At 46.8% G+C, this 16,489-nt stretch carries 16 protein-coding genes; 6 read left to right on the forward strand and 10 right to left on the reverse strand.

What is annotated here, in order from left to right:
- Positions 1-337: 337 nt before the first annotated feature.
- The 4 genes from ACL9RG_RS03040 to ACL9RG_RS03055 form a co-directional block, all read right to left on the reverse strand.
- Positions 338-1,282, reverse strand: a complete 945-nt coding sequence (locus ACL9RG_RS03040) for an ABC transporter substrate-binding protein (protein WP_422791076.1) — start codon at positions 1,280-1,282, stop codon at positions 338-340.
- Complete coding sequence (locus ACL9RG_RS03045) at positions 1,279-2,238, reverse strand: ABC transporter substrate-binding protein (RefSeq protein WP_422791077.1); 960 nt, start codon at positions 2,236-2,238, stop codon at positions 1,279-1,281. Before ACL9RG_RS03045 ends, ACL9RG_RS03040 begins: the two co-directional genes overlap by 4 nt.
- A gap of 85 nt (positions 2,239-2,323) precedes the next feature.
- Positions 2,324-3,424 (reverse strand): LLM class flavin-dependent oxidoreductase, encoded by a 1,101-nt coding sequence (locus ACL9RG_RS03050; protein WP_422791078.1) that lies wholly within the window; start codon positions 3,422-3,424, stop codon positions 2,324-2,326.
- 117 nt (positions 3,425-3,541) lie between these two features.
- On the reverse strand, positions 3,542-4,459 hold the full coding sequence (locus ACL9RG_RS03055) for a LysR family transcriptional regulator (RefSeq protein ID WP_422791079.1): 918 nt from the start codon (positions 4,457-4,459) through the stop codon (positions 3,542-3,544).
- A gap of 192 nt (positions 4,460-4,651) precedes the next feature.
- Between ACL9RG_RS03055 and ACL9RG_RS03060 the strand changes: the two genes are divergently transcribed.
- Positions 4,652-5,257, forward strand: a complete 606-nt coding sequence (locus ACL9RG_RS03060; protein ID WP_422791080.1) for a cysteine dioxygenase — start codon at positions 4,652-4,654, stop codon at positions 5,255-5,257.
- Between the two features lie 4 nt (positions 5,258-5,261).
- The gene (locus ACL9RG_RS03065; protein WP_422791181.1) at positions 5,262-6,878 is read left to right on the forward strand and encodes a rhodanese homology domain-containing protein; all 1,617 of its coding nucleotides are present in this window, start codon (positions 5,262-5,264) and stop codon (positions 6,876-6,878) included.
- A 42-nt stretch (positions 6,879-6,920) separates the two neighbouring features.
- Here the strand turns inward: ACL9RG_RS03065 and ACL9RG_RS03070 are convergent, their stop codons facing one another.
- From ACL9RG_RS03070 to ACL9RG_RS03085, 4 genes are all read right to left on the reverse strand, one after another.
- Entirely contained in the window at positions 6,921-7,637 is a 717-nt protein-coding gene (locus tag ACL9RG_RS03070) for an alpha/beta fold hydrolase (protein WP_422791081.1), read from the reverse strand.
- Positions 7,638-7,843: 206 nt separating this feature from the next.
- Positions 7,844-8,116: a DUF3811 domain-containing protein gene (locus ACL9RG_RS03075; RefSeq protein WP_422791082.1), complete on the reverse strand. Its 273-nt coding sequence runs from the start codon at positions 8,114-8,116 to the stop codon at positions 7,844-7,846.
- Between the two features lie 331 nt (positions 8,117-8,447).
- The gene (locus ACL9RG_RS03080) at positions 8,448-8,738 is read right to left on the reverse strand and encodes a hypothetical protein (protein WP_422791083.1); all 291 of its coding nucleotides are present in this window, start codon (positions 8,736-8,738) and stop codon (positions 8,448-8,450) included.
- 76 nt (positions 8,739-8,814) lie between these two features.
- Positions 8,815-9,078: a hypothetical protein gene (locus ACL9RG_RS03085; protein WP_422791084.1), complete on the reverse strand. Its 264-nt coding sequence runs from the start codon at positions 9,076-9,078 to the stop codon at positions 8,815-8,817.
- 622 nt (positions 9,079-9,700) lie between these two features.
- Between ACL9RG_RS03085 and ACL9RG_RS03090 the strand changes: the two genes are divergently transcribed.
- On the forward strand, positions 9,701-11,995 hold the full coding sequence (locus ACL9RG_RS03090) for an FdhF/YdeP family oxidoreductase (protein ID WP_422791085.1): 2,295 nt from the start codon (positions 9,701-9,703) through the stop codon (positions 11,993-11,995).
- Positions 11,996-12,138: 143 nt separating this feature from the next.
- On the opposite strand, the gene ACL9RG_RS03095 is transcribed toward ACL9RG_RS03090, so the two are convergent.
- Entirely contained in the window at positions 12,139-12,441 is a 303-nt protein-coding gene (locus ACL9RG_RS03095) for a hypothetical protein (RefSeq protein WP_422791086.1), read from the reverse strand.
- A gap of 59 nt (positions 12,442-12,500) precedes the next feature.
- Positions 12,501-12,758, reverse strand: a complete 258-nt coding sequence (locus ACL9RG_RS03100; protein WP_422791087.1) for a hypothetical protein — start codon at positions 12,756-12,758, stop codon at positions 12,501-12,503.
- Between the two features lie 471 nt (positions 12,759-13,229).
- On the opposite strand from ACL9RG_RS03100, the gene ACL9RG_RS03105 reads away from it, so the two are divergent.
- The 3 genes from ACL9RG_RS03105 (at position 13,230) to ACL9RG_RS03115 (ending at position 16,483) form a co-directional block, all read left to right on the forward strand.
- A complete protein-coding gene (locus ACL9RG_RS03105; RefSeq protein ID WP_422791088.1) occupies positions 13,230-13,802 on the forward strand; it encodes a GNAT family N-acetyltransferase in 573 nt (190 codons plus the stop codon).
- Positions 13,803-13,850: 48 nt separating this feature from the next.
- Complete coding sequence (locus tag ACL9RG_RS03110; RefSeq protein WP_422791089.1) at positions 13,851-14,966, forward strand: ABC transporter substrate-binding protein; 1,116 nt, start codon at positions 13,851-13,853, stop codon at positions 14,964-14,966.
- Between the two features lie 383 nt (positions 14,967-15,349).
- On the forward strand, positions 15,350-16,483 hold the full coding sequence (locus ACL9RG_RS03115) for an HNH endonuclease signature motif containing protein (RefSeq protein ID WP_422791090.1): 1,134 nt from the start codon (positions 15,350-15,352) through the stop codon (positions 16,481-16,483).
- Positions 16,484-16,489 lie beyond the last annotated feature (6 nt).

The following is a 16,489-nucleotide window of genomic DNA, read 5'->3' on the forward strand; positions in this document are numbered from 1 at the left end:
GCGCACTCAAAATTTCACCGGCAAGAGGTGAGAGACAATAGTTTTATCATTGGCTCTAATCCCGCAGTCGGGCATCCCGGATGGGATGAAATTTGCGCGATAACGGAAGCACCTGAAACATAGTCTCCACTGGATCCAGAGTTGAAGTATCAAAAAAGCGCGGGATTCTAAAGGGTAGCGCGCTACCCTTTAGGCGGCTTCGGCTGCAATGCCACATTGAACCCTGTATTTGATAAGCCGAAATATTCACTGCACTGCCATTTCCTAAATCTTGCCGTTGATTCGAACGCGACTCCTTGGTTTTCCGAAAACCGAGCCCTTCTGGCGAAGAAACCGTTTAAGTTCCGGTCTGAACCTTAAAACTATTCTCAAATGTTGGTTTCACGTCGAGCTGAACCGGCAGTAACCCTTGCTGATGATAAAAATCTGCGGTTTGTTGTTGCTGGACTTCAGTCGCGGCATCGATGCTTTGCCAGTGTGGATGAGCGCGGCTGAAGGATAGTTTTGCAGCTTCCGGCGGGAAGCCGATAATTTTGGCCAGCGTTTGACTGTAGCTATCGATATGTTGGTTAGCCCAAACTTGGGCATCGGCTAAGCGTTGTAAATAATCCTGGATCGCCTGACGCTTTTGGTTATCGGCAAGCGCTTTATCCGTTGCGGCCAGAAAAGAATTTCCAGCCGAGAGATTACGGCCACTCACCAACACTCTGAAATGATCCTGTGTTTCGGCAAAGGCAGTATAAGGCTCCCATGTTGCCCAGACATCCACTGAACCTTGGGTTAGAGCAAGTTTGGCATCGCTTGGCGTTAGAAAACGAAAGGTGACATCTTTGCTGGTCAGTCCTGCGCTAGCCAGTGCTTTAAGCGCAACAAAGTGGCCGATTGAGCCGCGGTTGGTGGCGATACTCTTCCCCTTCAGATCGGCAGCGCTGTGCAATGGACTATCGCCTTTAACCACTAACGCGGTGCCATAGGGATCATATTTGTCTACCGCAACGGCTTTAACCTGTGCACCGGCCGCTTCTGCAAAGAGCAGCGGTGCATCGCCGATAATACCGATATCTACCGCCTGAGCATTGAGCGCTTCAGCCAGTGGGGCAGCAGCGGGGAATTCGTTCCATTCTATTTTATAGGGGAGGTTAGCCAGTTTTCCGGCGGCTTCCATCTGGGCACGCATATTGCCTTTTTGATCGGCAACACGCAGCGTGATTTGCTCCGCCATTACGGCATGCGCGCTGGCAAACAAGGCCAGCGAGAGCAAAGTTTTGCGTATTAATTTCATGGTGTAGCCTCCGCTTTAGGCGAGGTAGCTAAGAACTGCTTGGCGACCTGGTTTGCACCCTCTGCCAGGCCGTAGTCAAAGGCTGGTGCGACATCAATTGCTTTTGGCAGTACCTTATAACCATGGAAGAAGTCTGCCGATTGTTGCAGCGTAGCCGCAATGCTTTTATCAAATACTACGGGGGAAACTTGGGCATCGGCAATCCAGGCTTGGGTGACGTTGAGCGGGAATTGCAGCTCTTTAGCCAGCGCCTCGGCAAACTGTTGTGGATGCTGTTTCGCCCACACTTGTGCTTTGGCTAACCGCGTCAATAGGTCGGAAATAGCCTTACGTTTATCGGCATCGGATAACGCTGTTTCGCGTGCCAGTACATAAGAGTAGCCAGACATAATGCCCTGACCGCCGCCTTGAGGGACTAAACGCGCTTTGTCCTGAATAATCGCACTAGAGACATAAGGTTCCCACGGTGCCCAGGCATCGACAGCACCAGAAGCGAGAGCGGCGCGGCCGTCAACCGGACCAAGGAAGTTGAGTGTGACATCGCTTGGTTTGAGTCCGGCACGTTCCAGCAGCCCTAGAATCAAATAGTGTCCCCAGCCGCCGCGGTTAACCGCAATACGTTTACCTTTCAGGTCTTGCAGGCTGTGAATCGTGGAGTGTTGTGAAGTCAATAACGCAATGCTATCAGGATTGTTTTTCCAGGCATCGATTGCTTTAACCGGCGCACCTGCCGCATAAACAAACAGGAAGGGTAAATCACCGGTGAGTCCGACATCTAACGCCCCGGCATTCAATGCCTCTTGTACCGGTGCACCAGAGGCAAAGGTGTCGATAGTTAATTTATAAGGCAAATTCTCTAGCTCGCCAGAGGCTCGCAGTGCAACAATTCGGTCTCCTTTCACATCACCGACACGTAGGTTGATGTCCTGTGCCGCCCAACTGCTTGTTGCACTCATTAATAAGCTCGAGAACAGGCCAATAGCCGCCAATTTTTTTAATTTACTCTTTAAAGGCATAGTCTTTTTCGTTTGCATAATAATGTTAAGCCACCGCACTGGTAGAGGTGCTAACGGCCTGTTGGCGAGCCGCGATTTTTTTACGCGTTAATGGAATGAGTTCACGACCGTATTCAATTGCATCGTTAAGCGGATCAAAACCACGGATCAGGAAGTTTTCGATCCCCAAATCGTAATATTTCAGCAAGGCGTCGGAGACTTGCTCTGGCGTACCCACTAGTGCGGTGGAGTTATAGCCGCCGCCCACCAGCGCCGCAATACCCGTCCACAACACGCTATCAAGTCTGTCACCTTGTGCGACGGCATCCTGCAGGCGTTTAGCGCCGACACTTTGTGGTTTCGGCAAGCCAAAGGTATAGCCGGACTGTTCCAACTGGGTTTTAGCTTTAGCCCTGATGGCTTCGGCCTTCGCCCAGGCTTCTTCTTCAGTACGGCCCAGAATAGGGCGGAATGATATGCTAAACCCAACATCACGCTGGTGACGTGCCGCCTCTGCTTTTACTGCATTAACCGTTTCCGCCGCACTTGCCAAAGGTTCGCCCCATAATGCAAAAACATCGGCGTGTTTGCCGGCGACACGAATCGCGTCATCGGATGAACCGCCAAAATAGACGGGAAGGTGTGCTTGATGAGGTTTGATGGCTGAGAAGGCATTTTCAGCTTGATAGAACTCGCCTTGATGATTGTAGCTTTCGTTCGAGTACCAACTGTTCTTCACGACTTGTAAAAACTCTTCGGTACGATCGTAACGGCGCTCTTTACCCAAGAAATCACCATCGCGGCGTTGCTCGTGGTCACTGCCGCCGCTGATGATATGTACGGCCAAACGGCCATCAAGCAGATTATCTAAGGTCGCAAATTTACGTGCAGCTAACGTCGGCTCGACGAAACCAGGGCGATGGGCCAGTAAGAAATTGATTTTTGAAGTATTAGCCCCCGCGTGTGCAGTGACCAGAAAACCGTCCGGTTGATCGGACCAATAGCCGACTAAAATACGGTCGAAACCGGCGTTTTCGTGGGCTTGGGCGAACTCGGCAATATATTTTTTATCAAATATTGGGCCTGTCGCTGGAATGATCTCCGATGCTAAACGATGGCCGATCATACCAAGAAATTGCACGCTCATAGGTTGTCACTCCTGCTAGGGATTTGTGCCGCCCGTCTATCAGGCGGCAAGTGTGACTACCATAAACAGCCTTTTACTATGTTAGAAATTCATTTTTAACATAAGTTAATATTAAAATTAATTATTAATCGCAATAACCCTTCTACTCTCTAGCCCTAATCCCTTTGCCATCGCTTCGGCAAACACTTCGACCGCCGGGATTTGGCTGGCCAGAATAGGGGGGTAAATCAGCCACAATTGGCTGTGTGGAGCGAAGTCGTTAAGCGTATAGAGCGAAAGTTGATCGCGCAGTGGATGTTGTTCGACCAACGCTCGGGGCATTAATCCCATGCCGCGACCTTGGGCAATCAAGGAGAGTTGCAGGCTGGTGCCAAAGGCTTCGAGGTTGATAAGCAAAGGTAAGCCTTGCTCCGTTAGTGCACGCTGCAACGCGGCACGAAAACCACAGCCTTGCGGATTTAGTATCCAACCTTGCTGGTAACATTGATCTAAATGCTTCGGTGGAGGCGCGGCGGTTTTAGGGCCAACAACGACCAGTTCGACGGAACCTAATGCCTGACTCTCAACGCCATCAGCAAATTGTTTGCTGGCTGGAAACAGAACCACCGCGGCATCAAGGTCTTGTTGCTGGACACGGGTTAATAACTCTTCCCCCCAACCGCTGCTCAAACGCGGTTGCACTTGCGGAAAATGGCTGGATAGTGCATTGAGTGCCGGTAATAGGCTGCTTTCACTGAGGCTTTGTGGGACAGCTAAGCGCAGTAGCCCAGAGGCAGGAGTATCATCGGCCACTAAATCTCGCAATGCATCCACTTCGCGCAAAATATTTTGGCACTGTTGAAACACTCTTTTGCCGATTAACGTCGGTTTTAGGGGTTTCGTCTGGCGGTCCAATAGCACGATACCCAAGGATTCTTCAAAATTCTGTACACGGCGGGTAATCGCCGGCTGGGTTAACCCTAATTCCTCAGCGGCCACCCGGGTCGATTGCAGGCGATAGACCGCCATGAATGCAGTTAAGTCTTCAAATTTCATCGCTAAAACGCTCTTATTCTTGATATTGATGTTCGCAGGATAGCGTAAATACCGCCTGCTGGCTGCGAGGAAAGGCGTATTTTAATGTGTAATTTGCATATTAGCTTATCCATAAATTGAATTTTGCTTATTATTCTGTGGTGCTAGCCTGAAACTCTTATTGGTTATCGAGTCGATGTTCAGGAGCACTGCATGTCCCAATTACATTTGTCGCCGTTGCGGCATTTTTTGGCAGAATTTACCCGCTTAGTGTCCGAACCTCATGCAGAGTCAACCCGCCTGGAATTGGGCGCGACATTACTGCGGCAGTTAATTGCCGACGATCGCTGGCTAGCGCCAGAATTTGCTCAATCGCATCCCGAATATTATCAGCAATATCTGTTATATGCCGATCCATTATCACGTTTTTCGGTGGTTAGTTTTGTTTGGGGACCGGGGCAGAAAACCCCCATTCACGATCATCGAGTGTGGGGATTGATTGGTATGTTACGTGGGGCCGAAAGTAGCCAGACGTTTGTAATTAACCATCATGGTGAGCTGAGAACACAAGGAGAACCCGTGGTGCTTCAGCCGGGCGATGTTGAACAGCTTTCGCCTTCTGCCAATGATATTCACCAGGTCAGTAATTTGTATCGCGACCAGGTATCAATAAGTATTCATGTTTACGGTGCCAATATTGGTGCGGTATCACGAGCGGTTTATACACCGGACGGTCAACAGAAACCCTTTATCTCCGGCTATTCCAACCTTCATCTGCCCAATATCTGGGATCTGTCAAAAGAGAGTGCTCATGCCTGAATCATTGAACAATTTGCCTCTGCGCCACTACGCTGAACTTAACCGGGCGCTGCGCGATGGGCAAGAAACCCTGTTGATCGACTTGCGTGAAGAAGCTGATTTTGCCACGGGACATCCGCTATTTGCGGCCAATCTTCCGTTATCAAAACTAGAAATTGAAATACTCGATCGCGTACCGCGTCGCAATACGGCGATCACCTTATATGACAACGGGCAGCGTTATGACCAGCGGCAAGATATTCGTTTGGTACAGATAGCGGCAGCTCGTCTGAAAGCGCTGGGTTATGTTGATATTGCTTTGTTGGCGGGTGACTTGCACGGTTGGCAGGAGGCAGGTGGCGAGTTATTTATTGATGTAAACGCACCGAGTAAAGCTTTCGGAGAATGGGTGGAACATCATTATGACACGCCGTCATTTTCTGCCGAGCAGGTACAAGGGTTATTGCAATCGGGGGCAAACGTTGCCGTATTGGATGTGCGCCGCTTCGATGAGTACCAGAACATGAGTATTCCGCAGGGTATCAGTGTGCCGGGCGGTGAGGTTGTTCTGCGTCTGCGTGATTTGGTGCCCGATCCTACAACGCAGGTGATTATTAACTGTGCCGGACGCACCCGTAGCATTATTGGTACGCAGTCGTTGATTAACGCAGGTGTGAGCAACCCGGTGGCAGCGTTACGTAATGGCACCATTGGCTGGACGTTGGCAGGGCAAGAGTTGGTTCATCAGCAACAAGACTCCTATCCGCCATTGAGCGAAAATTCTCGTCAGGCGGCCTGGCAGCCTGTACAAACGCTGGCGCAACGTGCAGGGGTGCAACACATTGACCTAGCACAACTCATTCAATGGCAGGCGGATGAACAACGCACATTGTATCTCTTTGATGTGCGTGCTCAGGACGAATATCAGGCCGGACATCTCCCTGGGGCTCGCCACGTTCCCGGTGGTCAATTGGTGCAGGAAACCGATCACTATGCGAGCGTGCGCGGTGCGCGCATTGTGCTGATCGATGATGATGGCATACGAGCCAATATGACCGCATCTTGGTTGGCGCAAATGAACTGGCAGGTTTATGTGCTGGATGCTGAGACGTATCGTGAACACTTCACTGAGTCAGGCAGTTGGGCACCTTCTACGGCAGCGGTGCCAACGATAGAGTCAGTACTGCCACAGCAGCTTGCCGCATGGTTAGCTGAAGGTGATACTGGCATTATCGACCTGACAACCAGCGCTAATTTTATCAAACGGCGCATTCCCGGAGCTGTGTGGACTACTCGCGGAGCACTGCCTCAGATTTTGGCCGCACAACCGACGTATAAACGCTGGGTAGTTACCTGCACGAGTGGACTATTGGCGCGTTACGCTGTCACAGAAGTTCAGGCATTAACCGGCGCACCAGCCTATTTATTGCAGGGCGGCACGCTTGCCTGGATTGATGAAACGCTGCCTTTGGAACATGGCGCATCGACTTACACTGAAAACCCGCGCGATCGCTATCGTCGCCCTTATGAAGGGACTGATGTGACTGCTGATGCAATGCAAGCTTATCTTGATTGGGAATATGGTTTAGTCGCGCAGTTGGAAAAAGACGGAACACACGGATTTAAGCGATTAACGAATTAAGGAAAGATAGAGAGGCGGCGTGGGGCGCCTCTCATGGTTTTGTTACCGAGCCATTGCTAGCAATAGCTCGGTCGTTTTCTGTGGCTCACTCAACATCATCATATGATGAGTATCCAGCGTTTCCATACGAATACGAGCGTCGTCTTTCAAACGATGATAAGTTTCAGTAAAGGTTGTTGATTCACCGTAACCGGTACAATAAACATATCCGATAGTGACATCGGGCAGTTGCGTAAAATGCACCGGCTCAAAGAAGGTATGGACGGGCTGCAAAGTAAGACGTGGCGTAATAAAGTCTGCTAAAACGGCGTCCGTGATGCCAAATTTTTCCATCGGAAAAGCGGGAAAAGCCTGATTCTCAGCCAGTAAAGGTTCCAGTCTTTCTCGGCTGGTTTCTGGCAGATAGTCCATCATAGATTTGCCACTCTCCGGGAATATTGCATCCAGGTAGATTAATGATGAGATTTTGGACGGTATTCTTCCAGCAACGCCGGTGATCACCATGCCACCGTAACTCCAGCCAACCAGCGTAATATTTTCCAGCCCCTCCATGTCGATATGGGCCAGTACGTCATCAATATGGGTACTCAGATTAGTATCTGGCGTAGCGTTATGCCGTCTTTCACCTAATCCCGTTAATGTTGGTGCGCTAACAGTATGTCCTTGCTGGCGTAACCTCTCTACCACATCACGCCACACCCATCCGCCATGCCAGGCACCAGCAATCAAAACGAAGGTATGTTTTTTAACATCAGACATTATGGTCATTCCTGTAGGGTTATTATTTATTGAGTAGTAATGACAGGGCGACCGATTTAATAACACCAGTTCTGTGTAAAAAATTATGTGGTAATAAAGTTAATGAAGGGTAAGGGTTAAGATTTTAGGCTGGGATAGTGGCTGTCGTTAAAGAGATAGTTATCAGTTTAGGTCACTGATAACTATCAGATTATAATCGGTAGGAATTAGCGGCGCCCACGAGGATGTGTGCTGGCTGTCCAGTTATAAGTTGCTGAAGTACTCGGTGTTGCATTGATTTTTGCACGGCGCTTTTCAGCACGGGCCTTACTGGCTTCTTTTTCTCGTTCGGCCATCAGTTTATCGACATAATCATCTTTAATACGGTTGGTTTCAGAGTTCGTCAGGTCACGCCCCTGAGCTTTGCGGCCTCGGTCAAGCAGGGTCTTCAACTCGCGTTGTTCGCTTTCCGTCATATCTTGCTGAGTGAGTCTTTTCATTAGTAATGCGTCCTGTTCAGGAAAGTGTTCTTTAGTGTAGCGGGTAATAGCTAAATCTCTTAGAGATATAAAATCCAGATCGAGATAGGGGGAATAAAGTGCAGAAACCGCTTCAGCCCCGCAACCAGAGTATTCAGTGCCTCGGCGAAACCCTTCGGCATCTCGCATCTAGGAATAAGCGTTGCTTTAAGGGCTTTCTGTGGGAAATGTGTTACCGGGTAATGTCGTTTTGTATCAGAAATGGAATGTTCTTTCACAAACGCGATAGGGTGGTTGTGTGTGATGACCACCGGAGCGGCCACCATCTATATTGTTATATTGAAAAGAAGCATTAAGGCATTGGGTTTAAGTTGAGTGCAGCGCTAAAGGCGTCTGAACCAATGTGAGCAACATCGACCACCATATCTATCACCCCTCCCACCGTCCCAAATACATTAGCGGGTAAATCACTGAATGAGCCATTCTTGATTGATCCTAGTACGCTGATGGCAGATTTAGCAGTAACCCCTGCATCTTGTATCAGTACCCCACCAGAATGGATGGCACTCTTGATATCGCTAACAAGGCCAATAATTCCAGCCCCAGAGACTTGTTCAATCTCATCATTCAATAATTCTTTCATTCAATATCCTTAATCTGTAAAAGTTGCCATTACCAATGATAATGACAACTTCTTTCTCTCTAACGATTAGAAACTCTTAAGCGTTTTTAAACGGGATGATAGAGGAGATGATCTTAGAAGCGGTGTTAACAACGAAATTCGCTGTACCACTGACTGAATGAACGGCAACATCCGCTCCTGAACCTATTACGCCTAATGTATCCCCGAGGATTTTACCGTAATTGCCATTCGCTATGTTGCTGATGGTTTCTGTCAGTTGATTACCAATACTAGAAAGTTCATCGTGATAATATCCAGCACCAGAGATTTCTAATAACTGCTCGTTTGTGATTTCCTTCATAAACTACTCCTCGATAGCCTTTGTATATAACCATTATTTTAATGGTAAACCGATCTTACGCAAGAGAATTGATTGTCATGCAAGTAATATGCAGTGAAACCATTCTCAATTACACTATAGAATTCATATCATATATTTTCAAATTTACTTTATATATAAATTAACTAACTGATTTTTATGTATAAAACATATAATTTTATGATTTGTCTTTTAGTTTTCTCTAAAGCGAAGTATTTTTGATGATAGTTTGGAATGTATTTATGTTAAATGTATGTACAAATATTCTTAATATGATTTCTAAATTGTGCTTACATATGGGAGTAATTGATTGCATGTACAATTTTAAATAATAACAACCTTTTTATTATGGTTGATGTCTTTGGTGTGGTTTTTTCAATAATTTATTTTAAACCTTTACTCAGTCCCTTATTTTAGTGTAATGCCAGCACCGTTGAGCACACTAATATCGAAGTTAAAAATATGTGCTGTAGTCGTTTTGACGCCTCTGAAATTAACGTGAATTAAAGATGGGAATGAATTAATTAGCATACTTATTTGCAACATTACCAATTATTTCCTATAACAAAAGTATGTATTCATAATGAATAGTGATTGAAATAATATGGCGAAAAGACGAAAGGTTCCCGGTATACATCCTTACGATGGTCCAGCTGGCGGCTGGGGGGCATTGAAAGCAACGGCAATTGCCGTGCGTACTCAAATGGATATTCTTGTGGCGCCGGCAACGTTGCTACGTACTAACCAACCTAGCGGTTTTGATTGCCCAGGTTGCGCTTGGCCTGACAAAGAGCATGGTTCCACATTTCAATTCTGTGAGAATGGCGCGAAAGCGGTGACATGGGAAGCGACCAGCAAACGTGTTACTCCTGAATTCCTTGCAGAGAATACAGTAACGTCGCTGCTGGAAAAAACGGATTATGAGTTGGAAGGCTATGGCCGGCTGACGATGCCGCTTGTTTATGATGGTGATACTGACACCCTGCGTCCTATTGAATGGGATGACGCTTTTAAACGGATTGCCGCCGTCTTGTCGACGCTACGGCCAGAACAAGTCGAATTTTATACTTCCGGCAGGGCATCCAATGAGGCGGCGTACCTCTTCCAGCTATTTGCGCGTGAATATGGCACCAATAATTTCCCAGACTGTTCAAATATGTGCCATGAGCCAACGAGTGTCGGTCTACCTCAGTCGATTGGTATTGGTAAAGGCACTGTATCGCTGGATGATTTTGACGATGCAGAACTTGTTATTTCCATTGGACACAATCCGGGCACAAATCATCCTCGTATGATGGGAACATTACACGAACTGGCTCGGAAGAATGTGCCGATCATCGTGTTTAATCCAATGCGCGAGCGGGCTCTCGAACGGTTTGCCGATCCCCAAAGCGTCCTTGAGATGGCCACCTATACTTCGACCAATATTGCATCAACCTATTATCAAGTGAGGGCCGGTGGGGACGCTGCTGCCTTGAAAGGCATTGCTAAAGCGGTACTTGCGTTAGATGCTGAAAAAGAGGGGGCGTTAGATCATGCATTTATCGCAGAACATACCCAAGGTTTTGCTGCCTTTGCTGATGACTTAGCCGCGAGTAATTGGGAGGCTATCGAGCAAGAAAGTGGACTTACGCGTAATGATCTGGAACAGGTTGCACTTGCCTACGTAAAATCCAATGCCACAATTGTGACCTATGGCATGGGGATCACCCAGCACAATAAAGGGACGGCAAATGTACGCCTCATCGCTGATTTACTATTACTGCGTGGCAATATTGGTAAAGCGGGGGCCGGTATTTGCCCGCTACGTGGACACTCCAATGTCCAGGGCAACCGAACGGTCGGTATTACAGAGAAACCATCGGCAGATTTCTTAGCAAAACTTGAAGAAGTATTTGGTTTCATCCCACCCAAAGAGCACGGGCATGATGCAGTTAAGACCATGCAGTCGATGATAGACCGAACGTCGAAAGCGCTCATCTGTCTCGGTGGCAATTTTGCGATTGCGCTACCGGATCCGGAGCAGAGCCTGCCTGCAATGAAAACGTTGGATTTAAGTGTGCACATTGGCACCAAACTTAACCGCAGCCATTTATTAGTGGCGAAAGAAACTATTATTCTGCCGTGTTTGGGCCGTACAGAACGGGATCAGCAGGTAGGAGGGCTTCAGTCGGTGACGGTAGAAGACTCTATGTCTATGGTGCATGCCTCATCCGGCAAGTTAAACCCGGCTTCAGATTCTCTACGCTCAGAGCCTGCTATTATTGCTGGCATAGCGAAGGCAGCAATGCCTGAGAGTAAAGTCCCGTGGATGGAATTGATTGAGGATTACGATCTTATTCGTGATCTGATCGAAAAAACCATACCAGGATTTGATGATTATAATGCTCGCATTCGTATTCCGGGTGGTTTTCGTATGCCCTTACCGCCGACTGAAAGGAAGTGGCCCACGGCAACAGGTAAGGCTATGTTCTCCGTTTTCTCTGGGCTTCATGAGAACGAAATAGTGCCTGGTGAGGATATCCTGCGGCTTATTACGCTACGCAGCCACGACCAATATAACACCACTATTTATGCCATGGATGATCGCTATCGAGGGGTTTTCGGCCGGCGTGACATTCTGTTTATGAATGATAGCGATCTTCAACGCTTGGGTCTTGAGCATGGCGATGTGGTTGACGTAGAAACAGCACTTCCTGGGTGCTCTCAGCGCATGGAAGGTCTTACTGTCATTGCCTATAGTATTTCCCCGGGTTCCGTAGGTGCCTATTATCCAGAGGCTAATGTTCTTGTGCCGCTACACTATATTGATGAAGAAAGCGGGACGCCATCCTACAAATCGGTGCCAATCAGGATAAAACTGAGATCTAAAGATGTGCTTAAATTAAAAATAGCCTAATAAAAATCTGATGGCGCTATTTTAAATAGCGCCAAGTGCTAATACACAATATGGGGATCAGATAAGCGCGTATCGCCAATGCAAACGATATAATGGTGACCGGTTAGTCTGTCACCATTAATGTGAATAATTTATTGGGGTTATTAAACAGTCGGAGCTAGTATTTTTAAACCATTTAACATGACTCCAAACGCATCTGAGCCGACGTGAGCAATATCGACAGCGATATCAATAACTCCTCCAGCTGTTCCACCAACATTAGTAGCCAAATCATGGAATGAACCACTATTTATTGCGCCTAGCACTCCAATGGCTGATTTCGCCGTAACGCCGGTATCTTGAATGAGTCTTCCGCCAGAGTGGAGGGTATTGTTTATATCTTTTAAAAAACCAACAATGCCAGCCCCGGACACTTTTTCAATATCATCACCAAATAATTCTTTCATGAAATATCCTTAAACTACAAAAAAGTTGCCATTGTCATATGACAATGACAACTTCATTTTTATTTAAAAGGAACAATGGCGGAAATAAGTTTTGACGCCGTATCAATACCAAAATTCACAGTACCACCAATCGAATGAATGGCGACATCAACGCCTGAACCGATTAATCCACCTACATCTTTGGGTACTGAATAGAAATCATGATTGACTACATCTCGGATGGTATTTGACACTTCGCCACCAATGTTAGAAAACTCATCATGATAAAAACCTGCACCAGAGATTTCAAATAATTGCGAACTTGTGATTTCCTTCATAAACTACTCCTCAATAAATTCATATATAACAATTGGTTAATCTAATTAACACATTAATTATAGTTACCATGAAAACAATTATCATGCGAATTGTTTTCATGGTAACTATAGGATCCGTGCTCTATATTTTCAAATTTTCTTATTAAAAATTTTAATTGATTGATATTTTTATAAAAATCGTTCTTTGTAATGGGCGATAATTTAAAGTACAGAAAATAATGTTCATATTTAATCTGTGTATAGATATTCCCATCATAGGCTTCTTTGGATCTTGAAGGTTCGATATGCTTACGGATGATTGTCAATTATGCAGCTTTATCACAGTTATCACTTTGTAACTGTTAGTATTTTAATCACTTTCTTGGGACTTTTATTCAGAGGCTTATCCTGAAGATAAGCTTAAAAAGCTACACTAAGTCTTAGGGTTAATTTATTCTTTTTACATCACATCCCACGGTTTGAGAAATCTACATGTCCTTATCAGAAGCTTGCACTACAACTCACTTGCACTCGATTGCGATAACAGATGCCAGCATTACGGATATGCAGCAGGTACAACAGATTTACGCCCAGCATGTATTGCATGGTTTAGCCACGTTTGAAACCGAGCCGCCAGATTTAGCCGAGATGTTGTCTCGTCGGGAGAATATTCTCAGCAAAGGCTTGCCGTATCTGGTGGCAAAATCTGGAGAGCAGGTGCTGGGATACTGTTATTTATCGCCGTATCGTCCGCGTTATGCCTATCGCTTTACTGCAGAGGATTCGGTGTATCTTGCTCCGACTGCGCAGGGCAAGGGTGTGGGTAAGAGACTGTTATCTGAGGCGATTGAACGGGCAACCCTTGGCGGGTGGCGTCAAATCATATCCATCATTGGTAATAGTGAAAATGTTGCCTCGCAACGCTTGCATGAGTCGCTAGGTTTTACCTTGATTGGGCAGTTAACCGGCGTAGGGTTTAAGCATGGTCGTTGGGTAAATACCTTGATGATGCAGCGGGCATTGGGGGAGGGAAATAATACGCTCCCGGATAATTGCGAAAAGTAACGATAATAATTATCATTCATAACCTTATCTATTCAGGCTAGAGGCCTTATGCGTTATTGGTTGTGGGGAATGTTGTTGGTTATGAGTGCCGCTGCGGGGAGTGCGCAAGGCAAAACAGTGGTCGATATTCTCAACCGTAAAGTGGTGGTACCGGATACGCCGACGAGGATTGTGCTAGGAGAAAGCCGGTTGTTATATACCCTGGCGCTGGTTAGAGACGGCGACCCGGTTAAAAACATCGTCGGCTGGCCGGCGGATATGCAGCGTTACGATAATCAGAGCTGGCAGTTATATTTAAAAGCCTTCCCGCAAATTAGCCAAATATCGCAGCTCAATGCCACCAGTTATGATCAGTTAAATGCGGAAAAAATCATCTCGCTGAAGCCGGATCTGGTGATATTACCGCTGTATGCCAAAGATAGAAGCGATCCGAGTTTGCTACGTGGCCAGTTAGAAAAATCAGGTATTCCGGTTATCTATGTCGATTTACGTGTCGATCAACTTCATAATACGCTGCCTAGCTTGCGCTTATTGGGGCTGGTTTTGAATAGCCAGGCTAAAACCCAACGGTTTATTGATTTCTATCAGCAACATATGCAGGCGGTTCGCCAGCGTTTGGCAAGCTATCATGGGCCTAAACCGACGGTGATATTGCAATTACACCTCGGCCGTAAAGAAAGCTGCTGCACTACGGTTTCACACAGTAATCTTGCTGATTTATTGGATTACGCTGGTGGAGACAATATTGCCAGCGGCAAGTTTGGTAGCGTCTACGGTGAAATGAACCCAGAAGCGGTGATCGCGGCCAATCCTGATGTCTATATCACTACCGGAATGGGCGGTTCCGATGGCAAGGATAAAAAATCGTTACGCCTTGGTCCGGGTGTCACCGCACAGCAAGCACAAGACAGTTTCCGACGGATTATGGCTAGCCAACCTATTTTGTCCAGTCTGCGGGCGGTGAAAGAAGGGCGGGCTTATGGCGTGTGGCATAACTTTTATCTCAGCCCGTATCATTTGGTGGATGTTGAAGTTTTTGCCAAGGCGCTCTATCCACAGCTCTTTGCCGACCTTGACCCGCAGCAAACCGTGCGTGAAATCTACCAACGATTCCTGCCAATTCCATTTAATGGGACCTATTGGGATCAGCTTAAGCCGCACTAAAACGACGATTTTGGTCTGTTCAGTTGATGAGCCTTTGAATTATTTAGTTGTTCTTAATAGCGCATTTTATCATTCAAGCGAACGAATGAGGCCAGGGGAAATCGGCCAGAGACGAAAAAGTGGGCGGACGTACAAAATGACGCCCATAAATATGCGACTTGAGATGGCATCAATTGGACGATCAGAGACACATTATTTCAGCCGCCGGAACCATCTAAATTTACGTTATCCTGCCGTTAGAGTTACAACTGGTCTGCTTTTTTCTCGTGTTCTAGCAGTTTCGGTCATCGGTGAGGAATCGCTATATTTTCAGACATTTTGCTGGTTGATTATTAATCCGTGGTGCCTAAAAATCCTTACAAAGTTAAAGGATAGGATTCCACATGTTTCAACTTTACCGATCACATGATTTAACCAACAGATTAGACCCCGCTGATTTTCAATACATTCTCACACCTTCTGACTCACTAAGAGAAGCCTGTGTACACTACGACCTGTCTTATGAAGCGAACGGTTACAGTCTTGTTTTCGGCCTCCCCAAAGAAAAACACTTTTCATCTCCACACGAAAGGCCATATGTACGAAAACATCGTGGCTACGCAGATCCAATTTACGATGAGGTAGAGCGTGATTTGCAAATTGGCTGGCTTGTCGGTATGGATACCTCCAAGCGTTGGAGCAGTAACAAAAACCCGTTTTACATCGACGATAACGGCGACCTAATTTTTACCCCTACAGTATCATCGAGGCACGCTTGGTTTGAGGGTGAAATCATCAGTGCTTACCGGCACGCTCTTGCCGACAGACAGGGACGTAAGCCTGCTCCTACTCAACGTATATTCTATGATTATTATGGCCCGACAGTAGTACCAGAGGGCAAAACACTGAACAGTAAAGCCGTTGGTCGTCTGCTGGCTGCTGGTGGTGTGTATAACGGCAATATTGAAGGATTCCGGCAGACAGCGGAGCAGCTTGGCGGCGATGCAGTGAAGGGTTACGATGGTGTTTTAAACGAAACCACGTCCGGCATGATGGTTGCAGCGGCTTCGCTGCTGGTTATCAGGAATCCGATGGCGGCGGAGGAACTAACAAGCTATCTGGGGAAATACAAACAAGTCCACGTTCTGCTGGATGATATGAACGTTACCCCGCTTAATTACCTTCGCCGTGATCGTGTTAAGTACAACGCGCTGCGTGGGCAATTCAATAACAAAGTGCGGCCTAATTTCCTTAAATTTCTCTCCGACCACCCTGACGCGTTATCAACATTTGATCCTGATGGCCTGTTACGCCTGGCAAATGGAAATGTACCTTCGGGGTGGCAGGTTCACCACAAAATCCCCCTAGATGACGGCGGTACAAATGCTTTTGATAACCTGATACTGATCCAAAACTCTCCCTATCATTCCGCACTGTCAAAGACACAAGCGAGAATCACGAAAGACCTTCCATACAATGCCAGCAGAGATGTTTTGTGGCCTTCACCAAACGGTGTAATTTACCCAGTCGGGAAATAAGGGGGA

The sequence above is a fragment of the Rouxiella sp. Mn2063 genome (assembly GCF_049319665.1).
Classification (GTDB): Bacteria; Pseudomonadota; Gammaproteobacteria; order Enterobacterales; family Enterobacteriaceae; genus JBMOUD01.